Annotated in this window: 24 protein-coding genes; 11 read left to right on the top strand and 13 right to left on the bottom strand. The window is 50.7% G+C overall.

Annotated elements, in window-relative coordinates:
- Nucleotides 1–197 precede the first annotated feature (197 nt).
- The gene (locus tag KDK13_RS12980) at nt 198–665 is read left to right on the top strand and encodes an Hsp20 family protein (protein ID WP_257285394.1); all 468 of its coding nucleotides are present in this window, start codon (nt 198–200) and stop codon (nt 663–665) included.
- Nucleotides 666–668: 3 nt separating this feature from the next.
- On the opposite strand, the gene KDK13_RS12975 is transcribed toward KDK13_RS12980, so the two are convergent.
- Nucleotides 669–1,484: a TatD family hydrolase gene (locus KDK13_RS12975; protein ID WP_257285393.1), complete on the bottom strand. Its 816-nt coding sequence runs from the start codon at nt 1,482–1,484 to the stop codon at nt 669–671.
- Between the two features lie 315 nt (nt 1,485–1,799).
- On the opposite strand from KDK13_RS12975, the gene KDK13_RS12970 reads away from it, so the two are divergent.
- Nucleotides 1,800–2,345 carry a copper chaperone PCu(A)C gene (locus KDK13_RS12970; protein WP_257285392.1) on the top strand — a complete coding sequence of 182 codons (546 nt, stop codon included), beginning with the start codon at nt 1,800–1,802 and terminating at the stop codon, nt 2,343–2,345.
- A gap of 101 nt (nt 2,346–2,446) precedes the next feature.
- Here the strand turns inward: KDK13_RS12970 and KDK13_RS12965 are convergent, their stop codons facing one another.
- Both KDK13_RS12965 and KDK13_RS12960 read right to left on the bottom strand, forming a co-directional pair.
- Entirely contained in the window at nt 2,447–2,839 is a 393-nt protein-coding gene (locus KDK13_RS12965; protein WP_257285391.1) for a DUF2750 domain-containing protein, read from the bottom strand.
- Between the two features lie 160 nt (nt 2,840–2,999).
- A complete protein-coding gene (locus tag KDK13_RS12960; RefSeq protein WP_257285390.1) occupies nt 3,000–6,323 on the bottom strand; it encodes a hypothetical protein in 3,324 nt (1,107 codons plus the stop codon).
- Nucleotides 6,324–6,521: 198 nt separating this feature from the next.
- On the opposite strand from KDK13_RS12960, the gene KDK13_RS12955 reads away from it, so the two are divergent.
- Complete coding sequence (locus tag KDK13_RS12955; RefSeq protein WP_257285389.1) at nt 6,522–6,842, top strand: hypothetical protein; 321 nt, start codon at nt 6,522–6,524, stop codon at nt 6,840–6,842.
- Between the two features lie 77 nt (nt 6,843–6,919).
- Here the strand turns inward: KDK13_RS12955 and KDK13_RS12950 are convergent, their stop codons facing one another.
- Together KDK13_RS12950 and KDK13_RS12945 are read right to left on the bottom strand one after the other, a co-directional pair.
- Nucleotides 6,920–7,114: a DUF4250 domain-containing protein gene (locus KDK13_RS12950; RefSeq protein WP_257285388.1), complete on the bottom strand. Its 195-nt coding sequence runs from the start codon at nt 7,112–7,114 to the stop codon at nt 6,920–6,922.
- Between the two features lie 105 nt (nt 7,115–7,219).
- Complete coding sequence (locus KDK13_RS12945) at nt 7,220–8,296, bottom strand: rhodanese-related sulfurtransferase (RefSeq protein ID WP_257285387.1); 1,077 nt, start codon at nt 8,294–8,296, stop codon at nt 7,220–7,222.
- A 147-nt stretch (nt 8,297–8,443) separates the two neighbouring features.
- On the opposite strand from KDK13_RS12945, the gene nfsA reads away from it, so the two are divergent.
- Both nfsA and KDK13_RS12935 read left to right on the top strand, forming a co-directional pair.
- Nucleotides 8,444–9,181, top strand: coding sequence for an oxygen-insensitive NADPH nitroreductase (gene nfsA / locus KDK13_RS12940; RefSeq protein WP_257285386.1), 738 nt, complete (start codon nt 8,444–8,446; stop codon nt 9,179–9,181).
- Between the two features lie 52 nt (nt 9,182–9,233).
- Nucleotides 9,234–10,685, top strand: coding sequence for an NAD-dependent succinate-semialdehyde dehydrogenase (locus KDK13_RS12935; protein ID WP_257285385.1), 1,452 nt, complete (start codon nt 9,234–9,236; stop codon nt 10,683–10,685).
- Nucleotides 10,686–10,692: 7 nt separating this feature from the next.
- Here KDK13_RS12935 and KDK13_RS12930 read toward each other — a convergent pair whose 3' ends face one another.
- The 4 genes from KDK13_RS12930 to KDK13_RS12915 all read right to left on the bottom strand — a co-directional run bounded on the left by KDK13_RS12930 (nt 10,693) and on the right by KDK13_RS12915 (nt 14,594).
- On the bottom strand, nt 10,693–11,400 hold the full coding sequence (locus KDK13_RS12930) for a hypothetical protein (RefSeq protein WP_257285384.1): 708 nt from the start codon (nt 11,398–11,400) through the stop codon (nt 10,693–10,695).
- Nucleotides 11,400–11,801: an SMI1/KNR4 family protein gene (locus KDK13_RS12925; protein ID WP_163370593.1), complete on the bottom strand. Its 402-nt coding sequence runs from the start codon at nt 11,799–11,801 to the stop codon at nt 11,400–11,402. Before KDK13_RS12925 ends, KDK13_RS12930 begins: the two co-directional genes overlap by 1 nt.
- Nucleotides 11,802–11,904: 103 nt before the next feature.
- Complete coding sequence (locus tag KDK13_RS12920) at nt 11,905–13,233, bottom strand: DEAD/DEAH box helicase (protein ID WP_257285383.1); 1,329 nt, start codon at nt 13,231–13,233, stop codon at nt 11,905–11,907.
- Between the two features lie 8 nt (nt 13,234–13,241).
- On the bottom strand, nt 13,242–14,594 hold the full coding sequence (locus tag KDK13_RS12915; RefSeq protein WP_257285382.1) for a DEAD/DEAH box helicase: 1,353 nt from the start codon (nt 14,592–14,594) through the stop codon (nt 13,242–13,244).
- Between the two features lie 203 nt (nt 14,595–14,797).
- Between KDK13_RS12915 and rsuA the strand changes: the two genes are divergently transcribed.
- On the top strand, nt 14,798–15,499 hold the full coding sequence (gene rsuA, locus KDK13_RS12910) for a 16S rRNA pseudouridine(516) synthase RsuA (RefSeq protein WP_257285381.1): 702 nt from the start codon (nt 14,798–14,800) through the stop codon (nt 15,497–15,499).
- 35 nt (nt 15,500–15,534) lie between these two features.
- Here the strand turns inward: rsuA and KDK13_RS12905 are convergent, their stop codons facing one another.
- The 3 genes from KDK13_RS12905 to KDK13_RS12895 all read right to left on the bottom strand — a co-directional run bounded on the left by KDK13_RS12905 (nt 15,535) and on the right by KDK13_RS12895 (nt 21,965).
- Nucleotides 15,535–17,517 carry an F-box/WD repeat-containing protein gene (locus KDK13_RS12905; RefSeq protein WP_257285380.1) on the bottom strand — a complete coding sequence of 661 codons (1,983 nt, stop codon included), beginning with the start codon at nt 17,515–17,517 and terminating at the stop codon, nt 15,535–15,537.
- A gap of 225 nt (nt 17,518–17,742) precedes the next feature.
- Entirely contained in the window at nt 17,743–19,851 is a 2,109-nt protein-coding gene (metG, locus tag KDK13_RS12900; RefSeq protein WP_373692240.1) for a methionine--tRNA ligase, read from the bottom strand.
- Between the two features lie 104 nt (nt 19,852–19,955).
- Nucleotides 19,956–21,965 (bottom strand): hypothetical protein, encoded by a 2,010-nt coding sequence (locus tag KDK13_RS12895; protein ID WP_257285378.1) that lies wholly within the window; start codon nt 21,963–21,965, stop codon nt 19,956–19,958.
- Between the two features lie 490 nt (nt 21,966–22,455).
- Here KDK13_RS12895 and KDK13_RS12890 point away from each other — a divergent pair, with 490 nt between their 5' ends.
- The 3 genes from KDK13_RS12890 to apbC all read left to right on the top strand — a co-directional run bounded on the left by KDK13_RS12890 (nt 22,456) and on the right by apbC (nt 24,916).
- Nucleotides 22,456–22,887: a DnaT-like ssDNA-binding domain-containing protein gene (locus KDK13_RS12890; protein ID WP_257285377.1), complete on the top strand. Its 432-nt coding sequence runs from the start codon at nt 22,456–22,458 to the stop codon at nt 22,885–22,887.
- On the top strand, nt 22,793–23,596 hold the full coding sequence (locus KDK13_RS12885) for a replication protein P (protein ID WP_257285376.1): 804 nt from the start codon (nt 22,793–22,795) through the stop codon (nt 23,594–23,596). The genes KDK13_RS12890 and KDK13_RS12885 overlap by 95 nt, the downstream gene beginning before the upstream one ends.
- 228 nt (nt 23,597–23,824) lie before the next feature.
- Entirely contained in the window at nt 23,825–24,916 is a 1,092-nt protein-coding gene (gene apbC / locus KDK13_RS12880) for an iron-sulfur cluster carrier protein ApbC (protein WP_257285375.1), read from the top strand.
- Here apbC and KDK13_RS12875 read toward each other — a convergent pair.
- Nucleotides 24,913–25,488 carry an NAD(P)H-dependent oxidoreductase gene (locus tag KDK13_RS12875; protein WP_257285374.1) on the bottom strand — a complete coding sequence of 192 codons (576 nt, stop codon included), beginning with the start codon at nt 25,486–25,488 and terminating at the stop codon, nt 24,913–24,915. The genes apbC and KDK13_RS12875 overlap by 4 nt on opposite strands.
- Nucleotides 25,489–25,567: 79 nt before the next feature.
- Here KDK13_RS12875 and KDK13_RS12870 point away from each other — a divergent pair, with 79 nt between their 5' ends.
- Complete coding sequence (locus KDK13_RS12870) at nt 25,568–26,317, top strand: class I SAM-dependent methyltransferase (protein ID WP_257285373.1); 750 nt, start codon at nt 25,568–25,570, stop codon at nt 26,315–26,317.
- Nucleotides 26,318–26,432: 115 nt separating this feature from the next.
- Complete coding sequence (locus KDK13_RS12865; protein ID WP_257285372.1) at nt 26,433–26,921, top strand: CBS domain-containing protein; 489 nt, start codon at nt 26,433–26,435, stop codon at nt 26,919–26,921.
- Nucleotides 26,922–26,991: the final 70 nt, after the last annotated feature.

Below are 26,991 nucleotides of genomic sequence, written 5' to 3'. Positions count from 1 at the left end.
CTTTGGTGGCTGCTTAGTATTGGAAGCTCGCTCCCTTTAGGGGCGAGTAGTTCACAAAAATCTGTCTGCAGGGTTGTAATCGTAATAAACGAACATATATTACCGTTGACAGTGGCTCAAGGCAGCACTGTTAACCACGGCTTGTTCATAACGAAAAGCCAACTTGATCAACATATTGCTCTATTGAGGATATGACTATGCGTACTTTTGATTTTGATTTCACGCCCTTGTACCGTTCCGCGATCGGCTTTGACCGGATGGCTCACCTGCTGGAGTCCATGAATGCCGGGCACTCCCAGGCACCTAAGAACAATGGCTACCCTCCATACAATATCGAACTGCTGGATGAGAATGAATACCGTATTACCATGGCGGTTGCCGGCTTTGCCGAAGATGAGCTGGAAATAGAAAGCCGCGAGGGGGTACTGATTGTCCAGGGCAAGAAAAAGCCAGACAATACAGAACGCAAATACCTGTACCAGGGCATTGCCGAGCGTAACTTTGAACGCCGCTTCCAGCTGGCCGACTACGTGCGTGTAACCGGTGCGACCATGGATAATGGTCTTCTGCATATTGATCTGGAGCGTGAAATTCCAGAGGCGATGAAGCCAAGAAAAATCAACATCGGCCAGAACAAGCTACTGGAAGCCGGTGAAGGTGCCTGACCGTCATATCCTGAATAGTGTACGACAGTTATGAGAGGTGGCTTCTGCCACCTCCCTGAAGGAGATTCCTCTCAGCCTGGCCAGGCACTCAGCAACCAGTTTCACTCTTCCCGGCTCATTCCTCTGTCCCTGATAGCCATTCAATGGCATATCCGGAGCATCTGTCTCAAGCACAATGCTGTTGATGGGTAGCATAGATGCCAAGTGTCGTGTTTTACTGGCCCTCGGGTAGGTGATACCGCCGCCAAACCCAAGTTTGAAGCCCAACTTCAGATATTCCCCGGCCTGTTGTTCACTACCGGAAAACGCGTGAATAATCCCGGCCCGCTTCGGTTTGCATCGTCGCAGTACTTTCAGAATATCATCATGGCTTTTCCGTCCATGAATAATCAGTGGCATCTGGTGCAGGCAGGCCAGTTCAACCTGACCAGTAAACAGAGCGAGTTGTTTGACCTTTGCATGGGAAGTCATGTTTCGGTCAAAAAAATCCAGTCCGGTTTCCCCTATGGCAACGACCCTGGCTGGACGCTGTTGCAATAGCCGGTCCAATACCTTCAGATGCTCAAGGTTATGCTCAGCAATAAACCAGGGGTGAAGACCAAGGGCCGTTACGATGTTCACAGGCCCCACTTTCGAAAGCAGTTCTGACTCATTGATCAGAGAAGGCCATTCCGCGTGTTTAGTGGCGGGAATACAGATGTGACTGACTTCTGCTTTTTTTGCCTGATTCAATACCGGTATACGGTCATTATCAAAATCTGAAAAATTAAGATGGCAATGACTGTCGAACAGAGACAGCTGATCGTTCCCTTGTGCCACGGCTGATGCTTCCTCTAAACATTGGTTTCAGGGAGACGTTCTCCTTTTATCTGTAAGTAAAAGTCTTGTAATGCCTGCCTGCAAGTAAATTTTGATCTGAATAAAGATGAAAAAACTGTCATGGTATTTGTCGGGCGTGATATGCCCATGGGGTTGATGCCATTTAATTTACCAAAACAATCTGGACACGCTTCGGACACTGACCTGTATACTGGTACCGGCAGAATCACTTTTTGAACTGGACCATTAAAGAAGCAAACTCATAGTAGATTGCTATTCTCCCACAATACTTCTAACGACCAGTGGAGTTAAGTAATGGAAGGTGGAACTATTTTGTATACCAGGGCAGCCAGTACCAGGCGGACATTCGTCAATAGTGTGATGGCCCTGATGGTGCTATTGACTGCGCACACTGCAATGGCTGCACAGAGTGGGCACAGTCACTCCCATGGGCACTCAAAAGGGCACGCTAAACCAGAGTTGCAGTTAATGAATGCCAGTGCCCGTGCTACCAGGCCAGGTATGTCCTCATCAGCGGCTTATATGACCATCTTCAACGGTACTCATGAAGCCGTTCAGATTGGCTCATTGAGCAGCCCTGTGGCCAGGAAAACAGAGCTCCATACCACAGAAATGGACAATGGCATGATGAAAATGCGCCGTGTGGACAACATTACCATCAAGCCGGGCGATAAGCTGGAGCTAAAGCCGGGTGGCTATCATGTTATGCTGATGGGGCTTAAAAAACCTATAGCCAATAACAGTGAAGTGCCGGTGACTATTATTTTCAGTAATGGCGATACGAAGACAGTGGTCGCTCATGCAAAGGATGAGATCAAAGGCCAGCATATGGCACATTGAGTAGTAAACGGAGATTGTCTGGTTACCTGCAGCAGTGGCACAGATAAAAGGGCTTTACCCTCAGTGTCTCTGCGCCTCTGTGGTTAAAAGAGGGTAACGTCCTATCCCTGCTCCAACTCGCCAATAATGGCTTCCTGCAATTCAGCAGGTGTCACAACCAGCCCTTCTTCTTCATTAACCGGGAATACAGCCAGTAGCGTGTTATCCCGCTCCAGGCCGGGAGTCCAGCGATCCAGCCAGACTTCCAGGTTGATGGCTTTTGGCTGGCAGTCTGACCAGTCATCCACGGCCCAGGCTTTGGCAAAATCAGGGTGGGGCCAGATGGGCAGACACTCTTCCCCGTCACTGGATGATAGCTCTACCCAACCCTCCGGGCTGTGCAGGCTCCAGATCTCTTCCCAGTCCGCCACTTTTTTCAGGAAGTAATCATAACGCTCATGGTCAGCCAGTTTCTGAATCGATTCGAACTGTTTGTCGTTGAGTTTGTAAGTCATCAGTCATCAACGCTAGTGCAGTAAATAGTGGGGGGAGTGTATTACCTGCGCAGGATTGAAAGCAAATGGTGCGGTAAAATGGCGTTCAAAATTCCGGTTAAAAGTAAGACAGGAAAAAAAAGGGAAAGGCCTTGCACTGAAAATTTATCCACCATTAGTTTTACTGTTTGGTAAAAGGTTTCTCATTTACCGCCAACATATTTGTCCAGTTGTCAATCATGGCATTCAGGCTGTTATGGACAGCAATTTTTTCTTCGTCCTCTCCCGGTCCATTATCCATAAGGTCTGTCAGCTTTTTGGTAAAGATCTCTCGCTCATGAGCTGCCACGGCTTTCGACACTCCCAGGCCTATTCCCAGGACACCGGCAGCTACACCGAGCATGGGCAGGAAGAAGATACCACTGAATGCTCCGATCAGTGATAGTTTGAGGGTGCCGGACCGTCCTTCCGCAAATGTGTCGTTATGGGCAAAGTCCCCGACCCGCTTGATGGCGTACTGTTTCAGTAGTGCTTTTAGCGCCTCGGGATCTTTTCGAATCTCTGCAAAGTTTTGCTTGTTTTTTTGTTTATTGGCGAATGTCGTGAGGTCTTTCAACCATTCTTTTATCGCAAAGGCACGTAAATAGTATTCCAGTTTTTTTTCATTGCCCGGCAGTGAAAATGCAAATGAAATCTCTTTGTTTTTACAATCCGGCTTCAGGCCAAGGTCCTGGATCACTTCTGCCCGGTTCTTTTTCAGGAATCGCTGAAAAGCAGTATCACCAAACAAACCCAGTTTTCTTTTCTGTTTTCTGCCATAGTCCGGGCGCAGGACTTCTGATGTCGTCTGGGAAAGGTTCTGCAATTTGCTGTGCCGATCCCGAAAGTTCATGGCGGCAGACAGGGCGACAAGCACCCCGGTCAGGGTGGCTCCAACCCCCATTGCTGCCGTGCCCAGGGCAGGCATACCGTACTTGCTCATGCCACTGGCCCTGGCCACAAGGCTGGTGCTGAGCATTACGGTGCTGGCCTTCAGCAGCCGTTCACCTTTCTCACGGTCAGAAACCATACTGGACAATAGTTCATCGACATCGCCACCGCTTTTGGCGCATTGCTCAATTTCAAGGTTCATGGCATCGACTCGCTCTTGCAGCGCCTTAAGAACTCCGGGGTTCTCAAAGGCTTCATCAATAGCCTTGCCCAATCGTTTGCGGTTACCAGCGGTCGCCAGTATTGTCGCCACCGTGCCGGTAGCCGCTACACCGGCAGATACTCCACCAAATGCAGGCATCAATGGTGGGAAAAGCATTCCCAGTGCCAGTGCCGACCCGGTCAGGCTGACGGTAGAACCGGCTCCGGCCATGAGGGTGTCTTTGGTCATGGTCTTCAGCTGATTTTGCTTATAGAGGTTTTTCACTTCTTCCAGGGTTACCTTTTCCCCTAACGGTTTACCCGCTTGCTTCTTGCTGTTTTTCCGCTTTTGCAGGACTGCTGTCAGCTCCATGGCCTTGAGGTGGCCAGGCAACAGCTTATCCTGATTGCGGATCTTCTTTTCATTCAAAAATCCCCGATAAGCACCGCCTGCAAGAGCAAGGGCAGCGGTTGCCGATGCGGTGGCCGTGCCAAACCCCAGCAGGGCGGATTGAAAAGCCTTATCGCTCTCATAAAAGAGGCCCATTACTTTCAGATCCGGATTCAATGCCAGGTTATCCCGGTCTTCCGGCTTGAAAAAACGAGGGTCGTCAGGCGATACCTGATCCAGAGAAATCCATTTTCCGCCCGGAGTGTTCATGATTTCATCAATCTGGTCAGTGGTAATATGAGGTGCGATTTCACTGGTTTTTAAATCACCCACCTGAGCGTCCACACTACTAAACTGCTCCATTAGTGTGCGGTCTTCCGAGATAGCCTCAAGGGGTGAATCACGAAACCCGATTTTGCCGGTGCCAGCTCCGAGATAATGGTTATGGTTATAAACAACAACTTTGTATCCTCTGTCACGAATCTCTTCAATCGTTGGCGCACGCCCCAAATTGTTGCTCATAGCCCTGTATTCATGAGCGGAGAAAATGCGACCGGGGCTAAAGGCTTTTTCCAGCGAATCCCAGGTCGCCCAGGGTGAGGCCTTCATTTCAAAATTCAGGAACAGCACTTCATCATGGTTAGCTGGATCGTCCAGCCAATCACTCATGGTTTCCAGTACGTTATCCAGTTTAGGAATATCGTCATCGCTCACCGTAGCATCGAAGTAACCACCATGGTTGAGAACGATTTCACCATTATGTTCATGCACATCAAGGTCAAATCCCCGAATTGGGGTTTTGTCCAGTATATCCTCCAGACCCATATTTTGATTGGTGGCCAGCAATGGCAGCGACCCTTTGCCGGAAATGGCTTCGGTATTGTGTGCAGCAAATATTTTTATTTCATCGATCGGTACATCTTTAGGTGAAATGTGATCAAACATGCTGGGGTCATGGGGTGGTTGCTGTGCGCTGGCAGCAGCAACACCTGCTCCTGAGGCCACGGCACCTGCTACTGCGCCAGCCAGTAATCCTTTTTCGAGTTTCTGGTTGCCTGCTGGTTCTTTAAATGCTTTGGCTGCGCTGGTGCTCTGCAGGTTTTTACTGAGTTTTTCCAGTTTTTTTTCAAGGGTCTCTTTCCGGATCGGACGAACTGTCGTTTGCCTGTCTATCATGGCATCAGGCTTGTATTGCCGGTCAAATTCCAGATAATCATGCAGCGAGACACTGGTTTTTCCCTGGTCAAGACAATATTGGAAAAACTTTTTTTCTTTACTCTGAGAAAACAGGATGCGTTTGGGTAAGGTTAATTTTTCCTGTTGTAAGGGCTTTGGATCAAAACAATGGTCAGAGATTTCAACCAGTCGGTCTTTAATATCTTCTGGGTGATATATGGGCAGCTCCAGCAGAGCTGTTTGAGAAAATAATTTTTCAACACACCTTTCATTACTCTCATGACTTCCTTGTTCCAGAGAACGGTTTTTTGCCTGATTTAATGGATAGTAATCTTCCAGCGTTACAGGCCTGCCTTCCCTTATGGCAATTGCTTTCAGCTCCTGAACCATGGAATCTGTCCAGAAGAGTGGCTTATTTACAGGACTTTTCTCATCAAAAAATGATTCATTGATGAAGTTTTCTGCGTTCTTGCAGTAATTGTGGACATAAACCGCTTCTAAAGATGCAGCATTATCAACAGGGCTTTTTGATATCATCTCTGATGTGATAGAAGTTGTGTCAGAGAACTCATTATCAGGTGATATTGAGCTTGTGTCCGTTTCGTAGCCTTCATCACTCAATAAGGAAATACTCGATTCCGAGAGTTTTCTACCTGAGGATGGACCCGCAGCGTTTGCTCTCTGGTAAGGTTCATCAACCTTATGTGGTGCCAGTTTTTTCCCGTTTTTATAGACCGCCAGGTCTGTTTTTTCCGGGTTAGCATCTGCAGGCAGATGTTGGATTCCTTTTCCTGGCTCAATTTTCACGGTAAACCTTCCCTGGTTTTGATCAACCTATATTTCGACTGTCATTAAGGGGTATTTATATCCAGCAACGTTACATTTTTGCCGTGACCTCAGGTCAACAGAACCTGACTGGCCTTGCCACAGTATTCGCGGTTATAGTTTATCCTTCTGATTTATAAGCCTGTTTTGTGATCTATGAAGTTATATGGTGCTCCGCTAATGGCGCTCCTGTTGGTGGGGTTGGTTCTTGCAGCCAGAGACTTTTGCCCATTTTGGCCGACCATGGCCTTGATAGAAGAAATTCTGTTTTTTCTTGCCGGTCTGATTGCCGGCATTCGATTACCGGACCTGGATTTAACAATTCCGGGGTTGTCCCACCGTTCAGCAATCACACACTCCTGTATTCCTGCGCTGGTGGTTTGGGCTGTCGGTTTCTCACCCATTGCCGCAGGTCTGGCCCTGGGTTTTGCTATTTTGCTGGTTCATGCGGTACGGGGAGGAACGTTATCGGTAAAGCTGGTTTGGCAATATTTTGCTTAGGGCCTTGCCGTTTCGTTCCAGGTTCAGCGGATTCCGCAGAACCTGGAGTCTTATTTCAATAGACCCTCGGAAACCTGTCAGTCATGAACGAACTGATTATTGACCGGTTGGTAATGAAAACGGATTTTATGAAGCTGGCTTTCGATCTCCAGTTTGCTCATGTCCATCTCATCGGCCAGTTGATCCAGCGAGTTGCAGGTAAGCCTCAGCTTTTCGTTGACGATACCCAGAAGAATAAAAGGGTTGAGATGCTCGGGGTTTTCAAGTTCCATGGTGACTCTCCGTTCAAGTCAGCTGCTGATAAAAAATACCACCGCCTTGATGACCAGCACAGGGTGATACTTTCAGCTCATGGCTGTACTTATAACATAGCTCAGCTATTTAACTTTGCCTGCGGAGTCGACTTTGCCTGCCCGGGTTCTCAATTGCTGTTGTCTGCGTTGGTCTTCCTTGACTTGTCGACGGTGAGCAACGGTTCCGGCCACTTCTGCACCCAAATGGGCTTCACCCCGTGACTTGGCCAGCTGCATCTGTTTTTCACGCTCCGTAAACCGCGCTTTCTGCTTTTCAGTCAGCTGGTCAAAACAGTGAGGGCAGCTGACCCCCTGCTGGTACTTTTCACTTTGCTTGTCGGTTTGTGTAATAGGTAAACGACAGGCGTTGCACTGATCATAGGAGCCAGGTTCAAGCTCATGGTTAACCGTCACCCGATCATCAAAGACAAAGCATTCACCTTGCCAGAGTGACTCCGCCCGGGGTACTTCTTCAAGGTATTTCAGAATGCCGCCTTTCAGGTGGTAAACCTCGTCAAAGCCTTTTTCCTTGAGCAGGGCAGTGGACTTCTCGCAGCGTATGCCGCCAGTGCAGAACATGGCCACTTTTTTATGAGTTCCAGGATTCAGGTTGGCATCGACGTATTGCGGGAACTGTCGGAAGGAATCTGTTTTTGGATTGATGGCGTGCCTGAAGGTGCCCACCTGAATTTCATAATCGTTACGGGTATCCACCACAAGGACTTGTGGATCACTGATCAGGGTATTCCAGTCTGCTGGCTCTACATAGGTTCCGACGACTTTTTTTGGATCAATGCCTGCCACGCCCATGGTGACAATCTCTTGCTTGAGTTTGACCCTGGTTCTTTTGAAAGGCATGGATTCACTCAGGGATTCTTTGCACTCAATAGGGTTCAGGCGGGTATCCCGGTTAAGCCAGGCCAGCAGGGCATCAATGCCTTCCCGGGTGCTGGCCACGGTGCCATTAATACCTTCCCCGGCAAGCAGCAGCGTTCCTCTGATATGGTTTGCTTCCATGGTTCTGAGCAGGGGTTCCCGCAGACTGGTGAAGTTTTTCAGGGTTACGAATTTATAGAGGGCACAGACCACAACAGGCGCGTCTGTTTGAGCGCTGTGTGGAGCGTCTTTTGCAGGAGCGTCTTTTTCAGAAAAGAGTGTCATTGTCGTTATTGTCCTTTGTCAGCGGTCCGGAGCGTAAGTCCGGTGCCAGATTCGGGTGGGGAAGTCTAGCAGAGACGGTAAGCCTTGAAAAATCCAGCCACTGCTAGGATAGTGCAGAGTAATAATGATCGGATGAAGAATAACACCATGACCCAACCTGTAATTGAACTGCTGCAATCACACCGCTCCATTCGCAAATTCACGGAACAGCCGATCGAAGAGCTCCTGTTGAGAGACTTGATCAGCGCAGGCCAAAGTGCCGCCACCTCCAGTAATCTGCAGGGTGTCAGTGTTATTCGGGTAAGAAACCCTGAAACCCGCAAAGCCATGGCAGAACTGGCGGGTGGGCAGACCTATGTGGAGGAAGCGGCTGAGTTTCTGGTGTTCTGTGCCGACCTGAACCGGTCTGGCTGGTGCTGTGAACAGTCGGGCAACACCATGGCGGACGGGATGACCGAGCATTTCATTATTGCCACGGTTGATGTAGCGCTATTTGCCCAGAATGTGGTGGTTGCTGCTGAGTCAGAAGGGCTGGGTATCTGTTACATCGGAGGCCTGCGCAATGACCCGCAACAGGTCAGTGATTTGCTGGCGTTGCCGGAACATGTCTACCCTGTTTTTGGCCTCTGCCTTGGCTACCCGGATCAGGACCCGGAGTGTAAACCCAGACTGCCGCTGGAAGCTGTGCTGATGGAAGAACATTACCAGCCTGTGAATAAGGCGCTGCTGGCCCAATACGACGATACCATGAGAGCCTATTACCAGCGGCGAACCGGAGGTAAACTGGACCGGACCTGGTCCCGGGAGATGTCAGCCTTGCTGGGTAAAGAGTCCAGACCTCATATGAAAGCGTTTCTGGAGAAAAAAGGGTTCAGGATGCGCTGATTCAAATAAGATAAGCGCTGTTACTGATGCAGGAAAAAAATGAGGCAAACTGATGAACCCATTTCTCTTCGAGAGTAACGAGGCATTGATTAACGGTCAGTGGGTTGGTGCACAAAGTGGCCGCACCTATTGGGTAACCAATCCCGCTACCGGACAACCGATTGCAGAAGTACCGGATATGGGGGCAGCAGATGCTGAACAGGCTGTTGCAGCGGCCAGTGAGGCCTTTAATTCATGGAAAAGAACCACAGCCAAAGAGCGGGCAGGGCTTTTGAATAAATGGTTCCAGCTCATGACTTCGTATGCGGAGGATCTTGCTCAACTGTTAACCCTTGAGCAGGGGAAACCCTGTAAGGAGGCATACGGCGAAGTGTTGTATGGCGCATCCTTTATCGAATGGTTCGCCGAGGAAGGCAAGAGAACCTATGGTGATATCATTCCCTCTACGATGGCAACTGCCCGCTATTTAACGATGAAGCAACCGGTGGGGGTGGTCAGTGCCATAACACCATGGAATTTTCCCGTTGCCATGATTGCCCGAAAAGCAGCACCGGCACTGGCAGCTGGCTGTACTATTGTTATCAAGCCGGCTGAAGACACCCCATTATGTGCGTTTGCGATGGCCAGGCTTGCGCAGCAGGCCGGGATTCCTGCGGGTGTGATTAATGTCATTACGTCGTCGTCTGCTGCAGAGACTGGTCATGTGCTAACCACGCACCCTTTGGTTCGAAAGGTTTCCTTTACGGGGTCAACGCCGGTTGGTAAGCATCTTATACGTCAGAGTGCCGATACGGTAAAAAAAGTTTCCATGGAGTTGGGTGGCAATGCACCATTTATCGTCTTTGAAGACGCAGACATCGACAAGGCAGTGCAAGGGGCGTTGATCTCAAAATACAGGAATGCTGGCCAGACCTGTGTATGCACAAACCGCCTTTACGTACAGGATGGGGTCTACGATGAGTTTCTGGAGAAGTACACCACAGCGGTTGCGGCACTAAAGGTGGGTAATGGCCTTGATAAAGAGACAGACATAGGCCCTATGATTAATAGCCGCGCCATAGAAAAAATTGCGTACCTCGTCAGCCAGGCAAAAGAACAGGGGGCTACCGTGCATATGGGTGGGGCCCGATCCGATGCCGGAGACCTCTATTTTGAACCCACCATTTTGACCAATGTTGATGAAAGCATGGAGGTGGCTCACCAGGAACTGTTCGGACCGGTCACTACGGTGTTCCGGTTCAAGTCAGAAGCTGACGTCATCCATCGGGCAAATAATACACCGTTTGGGCTGGCTGCCTATTTTTATTCCCGTGATCTGTCACGAGTCTGGCGGGTCAGCGAAGCATTGGAGTATGGCATGGTCGCTGTTAATGAAGGCATCCTTTCCACCGAGGTCGCACCATTTGGCGGCATCAAAGAGTCCGGCATCGGGCGGGAAGGCTCAAAATATGGCATCGAAGACTATCTTGAAATCAAATATGTTTGCCTTGGTGTAGGAGAATAATCCGGTGTCAGTTGATATTGGTTAATACCCTGATCAAGGTTTCACTCAGCTTTTGGCTGGCCTTGCTCAGGTTGTTCAGGAACTGTTCAACATTATCCAGTTCGATATCGATATGATCGGTCACGGATTTGATCGGCAGGAAGTCGATACCGTAAAGATGAGCGGTGGCAGCAACGGCGGCACACTCCATCTCTTTGGCCATTCCCTGGTTTTGCCTGATCCACTGCCTGTCGATATCCGGCATATCAAGCGAGTTGCCTGTGGTGACCACCCCAAGCTTATGCTCAATACCCTGAAAGTATTCGGGGCAATAGGCGGTTGGATAAGCACCCATGGCAAAACGGTCAAAGCCCTCCAGGGGCACCCGGTGGTCATGGTAAACCACTGGCTGGTCGGACGTGATGATATCAGCAATGTCCGCATCGGCTGAAAAAGCACCACAGGTGCCCGCGTTAATGATCAGTTCCGGAGCAAGCTCAACAATGGCAGACTGGGTATTCAGCGCGGCAAACTCGGTGCCTATCCTGTCGACACCGTACTCAGTGGATTTGCCATTCAGGGAGATAACGATCTCCTTGCCGGCAAACTCACCCTGAAAGCGGGGGAAGTGACTTGTCAACTGTGGATTGGCGGGCAGTTCCCGCAGTCCGAGTTGGTCAATGACTGGCCGGGCTTCCGCTGCCATGGCCATAATGATCAGAATTCGTTTAGACATTAGCTCTCCAGCCAGATATCCCGGGCCCATAACCAGATGGATGGCCAGCTGTCATCAGTTACTTCACCATCAGCCCAGCGAACCACTTCCCCTTCTTCGGAAATGCCATAATATTCACCATTGCATTCACAGATGGGGATCAGCTCTCTCGGCAGACCTTCAGCCCAGGCATTGGCCGCAACTTCCGGCAGATAGGTATGGGATTGGGGATCAGTGACCGTCACCGGTTCAATGGAACCGTAAATAACATCACTGACGTGCAGCAGAAACTCCCGAAGTTCGTAGGGGAGGGGGATCAGAATCTGTTCTTCCACTTCCACCAGCTGGTCTTCATCCGGCAGTTCCAGTGGGACTGACACATCCAGAGCGCGTTCCCGCAGTTCTTCAATAATATCTTCCATTGTATGCGACCTTTTTCACCCGCTTTCTACGGTGGGAATACCCGGCAGAGGCAGGATATTCCCGATTTATTGCTTTTCATCCGGCTGAAATGAATCAGCCAGATCAGGACTTCCGTTTTTTTCCGGAGAAAACAGCAGGCCTTTTCTTTGGCGCAGTACCTGAAGGTTTTCTGGTGCTGCCATTGCGTGATTGATTACCCGAACGCTGCTTTATTGCGGGCTTTCGGGCGTCAGGTTTGCTGCGCTTGTTGCGGGTTTTACTGGTGGGCTCATTAATCTCAGCGGGACGAACCTCTCCATCTTCAAAGTAGGGAAGAGGTTCTATTTCCAGTGGTTTTTTGATCAGCTGCTGGATACCGGCCAATAACTTTTTCTCTTCCGGGTTAACCAGGGAGATCGCCCTGCCTTTTTGTCCGGCGCGGCCGGTGCGGCCAATGCGGTGCACGTAGTCCTGGGGAACTTTGGGCAGGTCATAATTGATGACCAGCGGCAGCTGTTCGATATCCAGGCCTCTGGCTGCCACATCCGTCGCTACCAGGACATCAAAATAGTTATCTTTAAAATCTTCCAGTGTGCGAATACGCAGGTACTGACTTTTATCGCTGTGAATGGCCTGGGCATTGATGCCGTCTTCTGCCAGCAGCTCGGCAACCTTGTTGGCGGCTTTTTTGGTGCGGACAAACACCAGCACTTTCTGCCAGCGCCCACCGTGGATGAGATAGCTGAGAATCTCCGGTTTGTCCTGCTGGTCTACCGGGTAGAAAGACTGGGACACGGTGTTAGCGGCAGAGTTGGGGTTTTCCAGTTCAATCTTGACCGGATGGCGCATGAATTCATGGGCCAGCTGTTTGATGTCTTTGGAAAAGGTGGCGGAGAACAGCAGGTTCTGACGTTTTGTCGGCGCGTTTTGTACAATGCGCTGAATATCGTCACGGAAGCCCAGGTCCAGCATCCGGTCGGCTTCATCCAGCACCAGTATTCTCAAACTGTCCAGCTGGATATGCTTACGGTTGATCATATCCACCAGGCGACCCGGCGTCGCCACCAGGACATCAACGCCTTCTTTCAGAACCTGCAACTGATCGTCAATATCTACGCCACCATAAACGGCAGCTGTCTTGATAGCTGTGTGCTTGCCATAGGTCTGGAAACTATTATCAACCTGAATGGCCAGCTCCCGGGTAGGGACCAGCACCAGGGCGCGGATCGCTTTACTGGCTCTCATCTGCGCCAGTCGGTGCAGGATTGGCAAGGTAAAACCGGCGGTTTTACCGGTACCGGTCTGGGCTGATGCCATCAGGTCACGACCAGTGAGGGCCATGGGAATCGCTTTGGCCTGAATCGGGGTAGGATTCTGGTAGCCCGCTTCGTTGACTGCCTGAATCAGCAGCTCATCCAGCCCAAGAGCGGAAAATGGTGGGTTATTGCTCATGTGTTGTATTACTTCCTGCGCCTGGGTGGTTCAAAACCGGCGTCGGTTGAGGTGGTTGCAGCGGCGGGTTTGACGTCGGCCGCCGGTGTACGACGTTTGCCCACGTTCTTCTTCTCCCGGTGACGTTGTTTATCCGCCGACTGTTTTTTACCAGCACCTTTTTTACCGGCCGGTTTTTTCTTGCCGGCGGCTTTGCCGGAGCTTTTCAGCTTTTTGGGGCCTTTATAGCTGCCCGGCAGTTCTTTGATGGTACGCTTGTCAAAACGCAGCCGGAGGTAGCGTTCAATACTCGACATCCGGTTCCATTCGTCCGGCCCAATCAGGGAGATGGCCAGCCCCTGTTCTCCGGCACGTCCGGTACGGCCAATGCGGTGGACATAGTCATCACCATTGCGGGCCATTTCCAGGTTGATAACCAGGTCTACGCCTTTGATATCCAGGCCACGGGCCGCGACATCGGTAGCAATCAGAATGTTGATCTTGCCATCCAGCAGCAGGCGCATAACGTGCTTGCGCTCCCGCTGGTCCATATCCCCGTGGAGTATGCCGACCTTCAGGCCTTTAACCCGGATTTTGCCAACAAACTCCTCAGCCCGGGCTTTGGTATTGGTGAACACCAGGGCTTTGTCATAGGTTTCATTGCCGAGCAGCCAGATCAGCTGTTTCTCTTTATGGGCGGTATCGTCCGAAAGAATAATCTGCTGGTGGATATTGGCGTGCTTTTCCCGGACAGAATTCAGCCTCAGACGGGTTGGATCGTTCAATACCTGAGAGGCCATTTCACCCAGGCCACGGGCCTCCAGGGTTGCTGAGAACAGGAACGTCTGGCGTTCGCCGTGGCACTCTTCAACAATGCTCAATACATCAGGACCAAAGCCCATATCCAGCATGCGGTCCGCTTCATCCAGTACCAGGTATTCCAGGTCGCTGAAATCGTGGTTGCCATTTTTAATATGCTCAATCAGGCGGCCGGGGGTGGCAATAATGATCTCCGGGTTTTTCCGCAGTGTGTTCACCTGGTGGCGGTAGTCCTCACCACCAACGATCAGTCCTGCCTTGACGTAGGTATAGCGGGCCAGTGCTTCGCACTCTTTTAACACCTGCAGGCCCAGCTCCCGGGTAGGGACGAGCACCAGTGCCCGGGTGCTGGTTTTGGGGGACGCAGTGGTGTGCATATGGTTGAGCATGGGCAGCAGAAACGCTGCGGTTTTACCACTGCCGGTTTCTGCGCTGACCATCAGGTCCTTGCTGGTCATGGCCAGGGGCAGGGTGCGTTCCTGGACCGGGGTCGCCTGTTCAAACCCGAGTTCAGCGAGTGCCCTTTGCACCCGTTCATGGAGAGCCAGCTCAGAAAAAAGCAATGGGGAGTTCCTCGGCCATAGGGGAGAATACGGTTATCTGGAAGGGAGATAAATAGTGGTGCATTCTATGACTGATGGCGTGAAAAGCCAATATGTGAAAATCCATAAAGTTGGTGACCGAACCGATCTTAGTTGGTCACTGTTACTGGCCATAACCTGTTTTTGATATTACCATCCCGCTTTTCCGGCTTAGTCTTCCCCGAATGCGTTTAGATAAATACCTCTGCGAAAGTACCGAACTCTCCCGTGCCAACGCCAAAAAATGCTTGCACCGGGGGGAAGTGACCTGTGATGGCATTGTGGTGAAAAACAGTGCCTTCAAGGTACCGGATAACTGTGAAGTCCGTCTTCTGGGTGAGCTGGTTAAAGCTCGTGGGCTTCGCTATATCATGCTCAATAAACCCGAAGATACGCTCTGCTCCAATGTGGATGAGGCCTATCCATCGGTGCTCTCTTTGCTGGATATTCCCAAGGCTTACTCACTTCATATTGCTGGTCGCCTGGATGCAGACACCACGGGGCTGGTACTGATTACTGATGATGGGCAGTGGTCTCATCGATTGACCTCACCTGTGAAAGTGTGTGGCAAGCGCTATCGTGTTCAATTAGCCGACCCTCTGCCAGAAGATAAGACTGCAGAACTGGTTGAGCGGTTTGCCTGTGGAATTGAACTGAAAGGTGAGAAGGCACTGACCAGGCCTGCTTTACTGGAAGTCCTTGCCCCCTCAGAGGTACTGTTAACCATAATTGAGGGCAAATATCATCAGGTTAAGCGCATGTTTGCGGCCGTTGGCAACAAGGTGGTGAGCCTGCATCGCGAACAGGTTGGGGTTATTGCCCTTGATCCTTCCCTGAAGCCAGGGGAGTGGCGCTACCTGACGCAGGATGAAATTGATTCAGTTTGATCGGCTGCCCCCGGGCGGGTACAAAATAAGCCCGTTCACCGGCGAGCAGACCTGCGGGCCATTTTGCATGGAGATGCTGCCAATACCGGAGGTGCCTTACGTTTTGAGGTCGACGGTGGCGCTGCGTCTTCTCCATTAAGACGCCAGACTTTAATTCGCTTTCCATCACGGCTAATGGTGACGATATGGCTGCTATTGGCGCTGAATTCTGCGGAAGCCAGTGAGTATGAATGTTCCAGAAGGGCTTTATGGGACCATTTGCCATCTGCTTCACGGCCAAGGACCAGGGCTCGGCCTTCACAGTCAGTGATCATCACATGGGAGCCATCGTGGTTGAATTGGCCTGAATAGACCCCGCTCTCTGGTTTGATGTGCTTGCTCTGCAGCCACTGGCCATTGGTATCACGAGAATGGATTCTGGCATGGTAATCGGCGCAGTAACTTGCTGTGTCGTTGCTGGATAGTGTCAAAATATGGCGGTTATCGGGGCTGAATTGGGCAGAACTGATTTTATATTGATGGGCGATGGAGCGCTGTTTTGACCAGCTGCTGCTGTTTGCATCGAACTCGTAGATTTTCGCCGAGCAATCACTGGCTGTTATTAGCAGGAGACTATTGGGACTGAAGCTGGCAGAGGTAACCCGGCTGGTATGTTTAATGACCGTTTTTTGTTGCCAGTTGCTGTTGGTATCACAATGGAGGATTTTCACGGTGTGATTGCGACTGGCGGTCACTGCATGGCGGCTGTCGGGGCTGAAGGTGGCTGAACAGATTCTGGCGGAGTGGGTAATGACGGCTTTTGCTGTCCAGTGGCCATCGCTGTTAACGCTGTAAATCGTTGCTTTTTGGCCAGGACCATTATTATTCCCGTTAACGCTGACGGTGATGATATGTTTGCCATCCGGGCTGAACTCAGCGGAAATGACCTTGCCGGTATGGGGCAGGGTGGCTTTGGGCAGCCATGTGCCGTTGTTGGTACGTTCATGGATTTTGACGGTGCCGTCTTCGCTGGCGGTCACTATCAGGCGGCTGTCAGGGCTGAAGTTCGCTGAACGAACATCACCATCATGGACAATCCTCGCAGTTAATACCCAGTGGCCATTCTGGTCCACTGAGGCGACCTGGGCACTTTGATCGCCACTGGCGGTCACTGCATGGCAGCTGTCGGGGCTGAAAGTGGCCGACCTGATCTCATCGTCATGGACAATGACGAGTTGCTGTTCCCAGCGGTGATTGCCAGTAAGGCTGGTGATTTTTACTGTCCGGTCAGCACTGAGGCTCAGTAAATGTTGGTCATCAGCGCTGAGGATGACCTGCCTGACCCAGCCTTTATGGGAGGTCTGCAGGTTGCCAACGTTCTCCGCTCCCAGTACATGAATTTTTGCACCCCAATCAGCAGAACCGTAACAGTTGGTTGCCAGGTAGCGGGCATCGTTGCTGAGTGTTGCTGACGTCGCGACATGGTAATGGCACTTAATGTCTGATACTGGAACCGGATGCAAAAGCCGGGAATCATTCATGAGCTGGCTCATCAGGTAAAACAGGTGTTGTGGGAACATTGTTGTATTTTCAGGGTTCCGGGCCTTGTTCCGGGCCTGAACGTTGCTGGTTACCTCCTGGTCCAGCTGGTAACAAAGCTTGCTGATAAGCACTTCATCCCGGGTAAACTGCAATAGCCAGGCCCTGAGTCCATGCTGACTGATATTTTTGGTGATCTGTGTGAATTGTTGCTGTTGCGCTGGCCCGAACTGTTGGCACCATAGCCTGCTTCTGGCAGTCAGGATCGGGGCGGCTACATCCCTCAAGTATCGACAGGTGTCGTTGATCATCATGACATCCCTGTTCGATAAAAAATTGACAATATGGGTTAACATTTCCGTTGGCAGGGCCAGTAAAGGTGAGATGTCCCCGGCAGGAACAACGGTGACACCCTGGCTGGTGCCTTTTTCTGCCGGATAACGGGTCTCAGTAGCCAAAGTGGGATGATCATTAGATTGGCCAACGGCGGGTATATCCATCTTCTTATTCCTTTAAGCTTCTTCCTGCAAGCTTCAGTTGTATGTGGTCCAGTAATAGATTGTTCGGTACAGGAGTTTGGACAAATTTTCAGGGAAAAAGTTCTATGGGGAATTCTGTGGCGATGAGTTCACTGAGATGGGGACAAAACAACAGCAACGACAGAGATTGTCTTTGCTGTTGTTTCAGGGTGGTGCAGGGCGCAGCGTTTATCCTGCGCTTTTTTTTTACATCACCCGCATGCCGGGCTGCGCGCCTTCGTGAGGTTCAAGAATCCAGAGATCCTTACCGCCGGGGCCTGCGGCCAACACCATGCCTTCGCTCACACCAAACTTCATTTTGCGTGGCGCCAGATTGGCGACCATCACGGTATGTTTGCCAACCAGGGCTTCCGGTGCATAGGCAGACTTGATGCCGGCAAAGACATTGCGAGGCTCAGGTTCGCCAATATCCAGGGTCAGGCGCAGCAGCTTGCCTGCCCCTTCCACCAGTTCGGCGTTGACGATTCTGGCGATACGCAGGTCTGTTTTGGCGAAGTCATCAAAGGTGATTTCGTCAGCGATGGGGTCTTTCTCCAACCACTCTCTTGAGGAAACTCCTGAAGAAAGACCAGAAGAAGACTCGGATTGCTTACTGGATGTTTCCATCTGGGCTAGTACCTCCTTGCTGGCTTCAATCATGGACGCCACTTTATCGGCTTCGACCCGGGTCATCAATGGTTCGAATGGATTGACGTTGTGATCCAGCAGCAGTGTCTGGCTGTCCTGCCATGTCAGGGGAGCTACATTGAGGAATGCCTCCGCTTTGACCGTCATGGCTGGCAGTACCGGCTTGAGGTAGATCATCAGCAGACGGAACAGGTTGAGGCCGGTGCTGCAGATTTCATGAAGCTCCTGTCTTTTCTCAGGAGAGTTGTCCTGTTCCCTGGCAACCACCCATGGTTTCACTTCGTCAATCCAGGCATTGGCCTTGTCTGCCAGGGCCATGATTTCACGCATGGCCTTGCCGAACTCACGACCTTCATAGTAATCGGCAATGGTGTTTGCCGCTGCCTGGAACCCGGCAATGAGTTCAGCTGCACTTTTTTGGGAATAGAGGGAGGAAGAGAGAGTGGCAGAAAGCCTGCCATCAAAGTGTTTGTTGATAAAACCGGCGTTACGGCTGGCAATATTGACTACCTTTCCGACAAGGTCTGAGTTTACCCGCTGGATAAAGTCATCGGTATTCAGGTCAAGGTCATCAATACGGCTGGAGAGTTTGGCGGCGTAGTAATAACGCAGATACTCAGGATCAAGGTGCTCCAGGTACGTACGGGCGGTGATGAATGTGCCACGGGACTTGGACATCTTTTCACCGTTCACGGTGAGATAACCATGCACATTTACCCGGGTTGGGGTGCGATAGTTGGCACCGTGGAGCATGGCTGGCCAGAACAGGCAGTGGAAGTTCACAATGTCCTTGCCAATAAAGTGGTGAACTTCGCATTGACTGTCTTTATTCCAGTACTCATCAAAGCTCAGGTCATCACGGCGCTGGCAGAGGTTTTCAAATGCGGCCATGTAGCCAATGGGCGCATCCAGCCATACATAGAAGTATTTGCCCGGTTCTCCAGGGATTTCAAAGCCAAAGTAAGGGGCGTCACGGGAGATATCCCAGTCCTGCAGGCCAGCATCCAGCCACTCCGCCAGTTTGTTGGCAATTTCGTCGGAGATGGTGCCGGAGCGGGTCCACTGCTTCAGGAAGGCATCAAAATCCGAAAGTTTAAAGAAGAAATGCTCACTTTCTTTCTCAACGGGGGCTGCACCGGAAATGGCTGAGCGGGCGTTTTTCAGTTCTGCCGGTGAGTAGGTTGCCGCACACACTTCACAGTTGTCGCCATATTGATCAGCAGCGCCACATTTCGGGCAGTCACCCTTGATGTAACGGTCGGCCAGGAACATCTGTTTCTCCGGATCATAAGCCTGGATAATGTTTCGACTGACAATATGGCCCTTTTCCTTCAGGGCCAGGTAAATCGCTTCAGAGAGTTTGCGGTTCTCTTGTGAGTGGGTGGAGTGGTAATTATCAAACGCCACATGGAACTCACCAAAATCCCGAACCCGCTCGATGTTAATTCGAGCCACGGACTCTTCCGGCGAAATACCCTGTTTTTCTGCATGCAGGCTGATGGCGGTGCCATGGGCATCATCAGCGCAAACGTAGGTACACTGGTTTCCAGTCAGTTTCTGGAAACGAACCCAGATATCTGTCTGGATGTATTCCACCAGATGCCCCATATGCAGAGGGCCATTGGCATAGGGCAGGGCACTGGTGACAAGTATTTTGCGTTGGCTCATTCGATTCTGTCTTGATGGTCGGAAAAAACGGGAATGCGCCATTATACAAACTGTCCACAGGAAAGCCTATTCGGAACAGTCTCGCATTAAACCCGTTCCAATATTTATACCGGGGTTGAGTCTGACTCGGCTTCAGCGTATTTCAGTTTATCAAAAAGTGATGCTATTTCCTGTTCATAATCTGTTTTGGCAGCAGAACCCTGAAGTTTTGCTTTTTTGGTGCCCGCCTCGTCGAATGAAAACGCTTTCTGGCTATCAGGAAGACCTTTTATCACAGAGCTGATCTCAGCCCGTATGGGAAACTGACCTTTGTATCCCCAGCGTTTAAACATGCGGATTTGAGCATTCATGCGTTGTTGAAGAACTTCCAGTGTCGTGCCTGGTGAAAACGTTTGTTTGTAAACGTCTTTGTGTCTTCCCAATTTCTCGTAAGTTATTTTGATGGTGCGAGTGCGAAGTCCGTCAGATGATTCCGGTGGCGTACCCACTGTTGCTGCTTTTTTTGCGGCGATAACAGACTCTGCCGGGCTGGAAGTGGCAGCGGGCTCCTCGGTTCTCAATGGCTCTGCCGGTAGTTTGTGTGTTTCTTTATGAACGGAGGTGGAATGATCTGGTTCGATGGATGTAGCCCATCTGACTGATTTTTTTTGGGCTGTCGATACCAGGGTATCCTGAGTGCCGACGCTATGCTCTGTGCCCGGTATTTCAGGTGGTTTAGCGGGTTTTAGATGGGGATCGGCGACAGTTGTAACATATATTGTAAGTGTCGACCGGTAGGACGCCGTTTCTTTTTTCACTGATTCAGATATTTGCTGAATATCATCCTCATTTTTCGGGCGAAATTCGGATTCCGCTGAACTGCCTGTCCCTGTGGCAGATAACCCGGTATGGCCTGAAGCCCCGGTTGTGGTTGATGACTGACGGCTTTCCTGCTCTTCTGGCTGAACGTTATCAGTATCCTCGCTGACCAGTTCCGATACCATCTTCTCAAGAGACCGGGCAGTATCTGTTTCTTCACTGATGGTTTGGGATGAGTCTGCGTCAGCTTCAGGAACTTCTTCCAGCGTCAGGGGCTTTAATGCAGAATGGAGCACCTTGTAATCTTCAGGGTCAACAGTTCTGTGCATTATGGTTTGTGTAATATCAGATCCTGATTGATGCCGTTTCTCCTCTGCGGGTGCCCGGGTACTGTCCAGTGGCCCGGGACTTTTCTCAGTATCAGCTTCATTGACTATATAGACTCCTTCTTCAGAAGAAGATGTTGATAAGGATAAGGAGTCACCTCGCTGGCGACTGTCTTCCCTGGTTTCCGGGCGCAATACTGATTTTGTTAAACTGTTGGTCATCCCTGCAGTGGATAATCCGGTGTTGTCTGAAGAGTCTTTTCCTGCCAGTGATGTTTTATGTGCTGATATGTTGATAGAGCCTAATAATTCTGTGCCTGTTTTCGCAGCTCTCGCATCAGGCGTTTTGTGCAGTTTGTGCAGTGAATCAGCACCATGCTCATTTTCAGCGGATTTTAAATCTGGTAGCGGCTCTGTGGACCCTTCTATGGTAGATCTTGTACTTTTAATCTGTTCTTTTGCACTGGCAGTAGAGGACAGGAGCGCGGGGCTGGTAGCTTCCATTTTGGTGTCAGGCGACATATTTCTGATAATGGAATGGGGCTTTGGTGCACTGCTTTTCTTTGCTCCCGATTGGCCTGCACGCAGGATTGCCCAGAGTTCCTCGACCTGTTGATGATATATGTCGTCTGACTGTTGATCAGGCAAGCTCTCACCCAAATGGCTGACGCTCACATCAGATTCAGGCGGGCTGTCTGCCGGTGTTGGTATTTGCTTACTGGTGTCCGGGGTGAAGGCTGATTGATATTGATGGTCCGAAATCTTTCGTTTTCTGTCTGGAAGCTCCCTGGTGTTTTCTGTTTTGGCGGGCTCCAGGTGAGGAGAGAGTTGCAGTGTATCAGGAGCAGGAGAGAATTTATCCGTCTTCATTCCGAAAGAAAGGGCTTTTGCTCCTTCCGCAGAAGACGCAGTGGCAGAGGGGGGACAGTTCTGCCCATGGGGGCTATGGACTGTTTGATTGTAACCTGAACCCGGGAAATGTAGGTCCATTCTGACTCTCCTGATAGAAAAAACACTTCCCTATCAGATCGTTGGGAGTGGCAGAAAGTTTCCTGAGTTGTCCATTTATCGTTAAAAATAGTTATTCGTATTTTCAATGCTGTTTGAAATCAGGACGAAAAGCCTTGGTACTGATGATTATATTAGTGGTCCATGGTTGTAAAAGATGGCTTTTAATATTGAATGGTAATTATGTTTTAAGGGAATCATTGATAGAATAACTCGCCGGTAAGCAGGACACCTGCTTACATTATTACTCAGGAGACCTGTTGGCCTCAGAAGTACTCTGGTTTTTGTGTCCTTTACTCATTGCCACGTAGCGGCTTCAGCAGCAAACTTCCCTGTCCAGGCTGACGACGATGATTACTGTGTGACGTTCTGAACGTGTTGCTTCTTCTGTGTTGATTAAGCCGTATGGACAACAGGGTGGTATCATTGATCAAGCTAGACCAGAAACGGGAAGGCAGGTATTGTTGATTACATGACTGACGAGAACAAACATTATATTCGCCAGCTCAATGCGGGCGCATTACCCTGGGACATTGAGCCGGAAACCCGACAGCAGGAAGAACATCCTGTTTTTGCCCAGGCTCAGCCTGTGATTCGTGAGGGTGCCCGGGTTCAGCCTTTGCCAGATGATTTTGCTCCATCCCGGGAAATTCTGGAGTTTCTTCAGGCCCATCAGGGAATACCCCTGGACTTTATTGCCACGCAGCTGATTGATTTCAAGCTGTACTGGCATGAGACGGGTGAGGCGCGAAAAGCCTGGCAAAACAAGTTCAAATCCCACGTCATTTACCAGTGGAAGCGGAATCAAAGTGAAACAGGGCAAAGATCTCATCGATCAACAGCTGAAAAGCTTACAGACCGGAGCTGGGACGACGGCTTCCAGTTCGAAGACGGCGACGAGTGATCAGCGGTCCATAGTTCAGCAAGCCCCTGAGGCCTGTGAACAGGTCGCCTCTGGCAATGATACACAACAGGCACGTTCCGGGGCTGATCATGTTGATGCCATTAATGCGGTTTTCACGCTGCTGGAAGATGCTTATCCCCTGAAGTTCAAGCGGGCTTTCCAGACCCATGAAGATATTATCCGGGCCAAGCGGGTCTGGAAAAACTCTCTGCAGGAATTCAGTCCCCGTCGTATTTTGATGGCGGCCAGAAAAGCCCTCGGTACAACGAAATTTTTTCCCGATCTCAGTGATATCCGAGAGCTGTGCAAGCTGCGGTATGATGAAGTGGGATTGAAAGAACCGCTGCAGGCCTATTATGAAGCCTGTTATGCCCCACGGCAGAACAGGGACTTTCCATGGTCGCATATTGCAGTCTATCTTGCCGCCCGTGAAACCGGCTGGATGATGCTGCGCAGTGAGGAGCAGCGGGTCGCATTTCCGGTATTCGAGCGGAACTATGAAATACTCTGTAACCGGGTGCTGGAAGGTGAAGATCTGGAGGCCAGTATCCTGAAAGGGATTGAAGATAGCCGCAGCAAAGAAGTCACCCGTCTGGCAGAAGAGGCTGCACAGCAGCATCAGCGGGAGACGATGATTTCCCAGGGTATTGATCCGGATAATGGCGTATCCGCCCGGGATCGGTTAAAGAAAGTGTTTGATCAGGGCTGACACTGAACCATTGAGTGAGTCATTTCTGATGAAATGAGGGAGTCTTGAACTCCCCGAGTAGACTGAACTTATTTTGTATCGGGCGTCTTTCAATACCAGGAAAGAGCCTGCTCCCATCATTCTGGAACCCGACACGCTGTTCAGCCTGCCCATGACGTGTCTCTTGAATTTGTCTCGTTAAACCCTCATTACGTTGCATATTATTTTCCCACCGACTGGAGTGTGGCCATGAATCCAAGCCGAGCCGATATTGAAGCGGCGATCCGCAGCTATCAGGACCCTTACCTGAAAAACAATTTGCTGGATGCTGGCTGTCTTGAATCCCTGAGTATTGATAATGGCAACGTCAGCGCTTCACTGGTGCTGGGTTACCCGGCCAATGGTCTGTGTGATGGGGTTGCCCAGATGCTGGCCAGTAAAATCGACGATGTTGATGGCGTTGCATCTGTGGATGTTTCGGTCAACTGGCAAGTTGATCCGGCACCGGTTCAGGGTGAGCTGGAAACCATGGCCGGTGTGAAGAACATCATTGCCGTGGCTTCCGGTAAAGGTGGGGTGGGTAAATCCACAACCGCAGCGAACCTGGCACTGGCACTGGCAGCAGAAGGCGCACGGGTAGGTATTCTGGATGCCGATATCTATGGCCCGAGTATGGGGCAGATGTTTGGTATTGCGGATGGTACCCGGCCGGATGTGAAGAATGAGAAATATTTCATGCCCATTGAAGCCCATGGTATCCAGGTGATGTCCATGGCGTTTCTGGTTACTGAAGATACCCCCGTGGTCTGGCGTGGCCCAATGGTCAGTGGTGCCCTGATTCAGCTGTTAACCCAGACCATGTGGCATGACCTGGATTACCTGGTGATTGACCTGCCACCGGGCACCGGTGATATTCAATTAACCCTGGCCCAGAAGATTCCGGTTTCCGGCAGCGTGGTGGTGACGACGCCTCAGGACCTGGCGCTGATTGATGCCCGCAAAGGGGTAGAGATGTTCCGTAAGGTCGGTGTTCCTGTTCTGGGTGTGGTGGAAAATATGGCGGTTCATATCTGCTCGAATTGTGGCCATACCGAGCACTTGTTTGGTGAAGGTGGCGGGAGCCGTATTGCTGAACAATTTGAAATCGATCTTTTGGGCTCCCTGCCTCTGTCCATGATGATTCGTGAGCAGGCAGACCAGGGAGCGCCTACCGTTGTTTCTGAACCAGAATCCCAGATTGCTATGATCTACCGGGATATGGCCAGACATATGGCTGCAAAATTGTGGTTACGCCATCAGCAGGCCCCGGCAGTGCCATCTCTTTCAGTGGTGGATGACTAGAAGTGTTTGATTTTCCGCCGGACTGTGTCCAGAAACTGGCTTAACCGGGATTTGGCAATCTTATCCACGCTGTGCAGGGCCAGCCAGTCTATATTCCGGCATTGGGTGACGGCCTTCAGGCTCAGTTTCATCATTTTGCGCGGTGGGTTACCGATCAGGGCCATCCGCCAGCGCGATGCGCCCTGGGTGGTAATGATCAGAATCTTCTTCAGGTTTGTCAGTTTTGGCTTTACGCCATCCGGGCCGAATTCCGCCACGACAGAGGGAAGCCAGACTCGATCCAGCCAGCCCTTCAGGATTGCCGGTGGTCCCATCCACCAGGTGGGGTAGATCATGATCAGGGCTTCAGCCCATTGCAGTTGTTGAACATATCTCTCTACGGTAACGGTGTTGTCCCTGTCCATATAGGTTCTTCGTTCGGCCGAGCTCATTCTGGACTCAAAATTTTCCTGGTAGAGGTCCAGCGTTTGTACCTCAAATGATTTTGCTGCCAGCTCATCAGACACTGCTTTCAGGATGCTGGCGTTGTAACTCTCGGGAACCGGGTGGGCAAAGACAACCAGTGTTTTCATTCAGCCATTCACTCCATGCCAACTCTTTATATTTGTCGCCAACGCTTTATTCGCCTGGCCTGATTGTAGCGTTTATTGAATGGGGCGTAACTGCCGGGTGATCGTCTATGCTTTGTCGATTACCGACGCTGAAAAGACCAACAGCATGGACAATTTCTTCCAGCAGTGGCAAACCTATCGAACGGTGGTCACCCGGGGATACATGGGTCATAACAGTATCGCTGACAATATCCTCAGGGAGATACAGCGGCTGCCCCGGGGTTTGGATATTCTTGATCTGGGCTGTGGCGATGCAGAGGTGTTTTTCCGGTTGCTACCGGAGCTGACGGTCAATGCTTACAGCGGCGTTGATAGTTCTGCTGCGGCTCTTGAGGTATTGACGGAGCGTTTTGACAGCAGGGATGTTGTTTTTCAGCTTTACTGTCAGGATATGATGGATTTTCTATCGGAGTATGGTGGTCAGTCTGATGTTATCCTCGCCGGGTTTTGTATGCATCATTTGTCGTATGATGACAAAAAACGGTGCCTGGAGATGGCTTATCGCTGTCTTCGTGAACATGGGGTGATGTTCATCTATGACGTATTTTTACAGCCTGGTGAATCCAGGAAGCAGTACCTTGAAAATTATCTGGCTTATATCCATTCCAACTGGACAGCCATGTCAGTCCGGGAGCTGGAGGCATTGGATGCCCACATTGCCGGCTGTGACTTTCCTGAGGAGGTACAGACCTTTCGACAATGGTCTGCAGATATCGGGTTTGATCGGGTCAGCAGCCTGTGGGAAGGGGAATGGCATTCCCATAAGCTGCTTCAGCTCAAACGGGGGTGATCACCCAGCGGTGGTCACCCGCTGTTCGTCCTGAACTTTGACGCAGATCAAAATAGTGGTTTGCCGCAATAGGTCATACTGATTCCGTCGGCGTTACTTTCGGGAGCCCGGGGATATGAGCAATGACAACCCCTTAGTCAGCATGACAGCTGAACAAATCATGTGCCAGAAGGTGATTACTGTACCTTCAGACTGGTCGGTGGATCGTTTGGCGCGCTTTTTGACGGATAAGGCAATTTCCGGTGCGCCGGTGGTGAATAATGCCGGACAGTTGATTGGCGTTGTTTCATTTTCTGATATTGTCCGACAGGCAGGCAGTGGCCTGGTTGATCTGGCCAGGCGGGATGATAATTTTTACAGCGCCATGATGGATGAAACACTGTCACCGGAAGATCAGCGCTCTTTTCATGACCTGGTGGATCAGTCTGTTCTGGTTAATGATATTATGACGCCGATGGTGTTTGAGGTGTCTCCGGATACACCCCTGATCCATGTTGCTGAAGCGATGGTTAAAGGGCGTATTCACCGGGTTATGGTCACCAGGGATCGCTCACTGAAGGGAGTAATCAGTGCGCTGGACCTGTTGAAGGTGATGACGCTTTAGGTATTGGAGCATTTGTCCTGCATTTCCAGGATACAGTACATCCCTGTACATTCCCTGGAAATTGCTCCTG

The organism is Endozoicomonas sp. SESOKO1, from assembly GCF_024606265.1.
Classification (GTDB): Bacteria; Pseudomonadota; Gammaproteobacteria; order Pseudomonadales; family Endozoicomonadaceae; genus Endozoicomonas.
Note: the sequence above shows the minus strand (reverse complement) of the source record. Positions and strands in the feature narration are given on the sequence as shown.

What these genes read in the sequence shown, in the direction of transcription:
- KDK13_RS12930 (WP_257285384.1), bottom strand. Translation starts at nt 11,400, where the DNA reads ATGTCTAAACGAATTCTGATCATTATGGCCATGGCAGCGGAAGCCCGG.
- KDK13_RS12950 (WP_257285388.1), bottom strand. Translation starts at nt 7,114, where the DNA reads ATGGAACTTGAAAACCCCGAGCATCTCAACCCTTTTATTCTTCTGGGT.
- KDK13_RS12895 (WP_257285378.1), bottom strand. Translation starts at nt 21,965, where the DNA reads ATGGACCTACATTTCCCGGGTTCAGGTTACAATCAAACAGTCCATAGC.
- KDK13_RS12870 (WP_257285373.1), top strand. Translation starts at nt 25,568, where the DNA reads ATGGGGCGTAACTGCCGGGTGATCGTCTATGCTTTGTCGATTACCGAC.
- KDK13_RS12890 (WP_257285377.1), top strand. Translation starts at nt 22,456, where the DNA reads ATGACTGACGAGAACAAACATTATATTCGCCAGCTCAATGCGGGCGCA.
- KDK13_RS12920 (WP_257285383.1), bottom strand. Translation starts at nt 13,233, where the DNA reads ATGAGCAATAACCCACCATTTTCCGCTCTTGGGCTGGATGAGCTGCTG.
- nfsA (WP_257285386.1), top strand. Translation starts at nt 8,444, where the DNA reads ATGACCCAACCTGTAATTGAACTGCTGCAATCACACCGCTCCATTCGC.
- KDK13_RS12935 (WP_257285385.1), top strand. Translation starts at nt 9,234, where the DNA reads ATGAACCCATTTCTCTTCGAGAGTAACGAGGCATTGATTAACGGTCAG.
- KDK13_RS12865 (WP_257285372.1), top strand. Translation starts at nt 26,433, where the DNA reads ATGAGCAATGACAACCCCTTAGTCAGCATGACAGCTGAACAAATCATG.
- KDK13_RS12925 (WP_163370593.1), bottom strand. Translation starts at nt 11,801, where the DNA reads ATGGAAGATATTATTGAAGAACTGCGGGAACGCGCTCTGGATGTGTCA.
- KDK13_RS12965 (WP_257285391.1), bottom strand. Translation starts at nt 2,839, where the DNA reads ATGACTTACAAACTCAACGACAAACAGTTCGAATCGATTCAGAAACTG.
- KDK13_RS12945 (WP_257285387.1), bottom strand. Translation starts at nt 8,296, where the DNA reads ATGACACTCTTTTCTGAAAAAGACGCTCCTGCAAAAGACGCTCCACAC.
- KDK13_RS12905 (WP_257285380.1), bottom strand. Translation starts at nt 17,517, where the DNA reads ATGGATATACCCGCCGTTGGCCAATCTAATGATCATCCCACTTTGGCT.
- KDK13_RS12980 (WP_257285394.1), top strand. Translation starts at nt 198, where the DNA reads ATGCGTACTTTTGATTTTGATTTCACGCCCTTGTACCGTTCCGCGATC.
- apbC (WP_257285375.1), top strand. Translation starts at nt 23,825, where the DNA reads ATGAATCCAAGCCGAGCCGATATTGAAGCGGCGATCCGCAGCTATCAG.
- KDK13_RS12875 (WP_257285374.1), bottom strand. Translation starts at nt 25,488, where the DNA reads ATGAAAACACTGGTTGTCTTTGCCCACCCGGTTCCCGAGAGTTACAAC.
- rsuA (WP_257285381.1), top strand. Translation starts at nt 14,798, where the DNA reads ATGCGTTTAGATAAATACCTCTGCGAAAGTACCGAACTCTCCCGTGCC.
- KDK13_RS12970 (WP_257285392.1), top strand. Translation starts at nt 1,800, where the DNA reads ATGGAAGGTGGAACTATTTTGTATACCAGGGCAGCCAGTACCAGGCGG.
- KDK13_RS12955 (WP_257285389.1), top strand. Translation starts at nt 6,522, where the DNA reads ATGGCGCTCCTGTTGGTGGGGTTGGTTCTTGCAGCCAGAGACTTTTGC.
- metG (WP_373692240.1), bottom strand. Translation starts at nt 19,851, where the DNA reads ATGAGCCAACGCAAAATACTTGTCACCAGTGCCCTGCCCTATGCCAAT.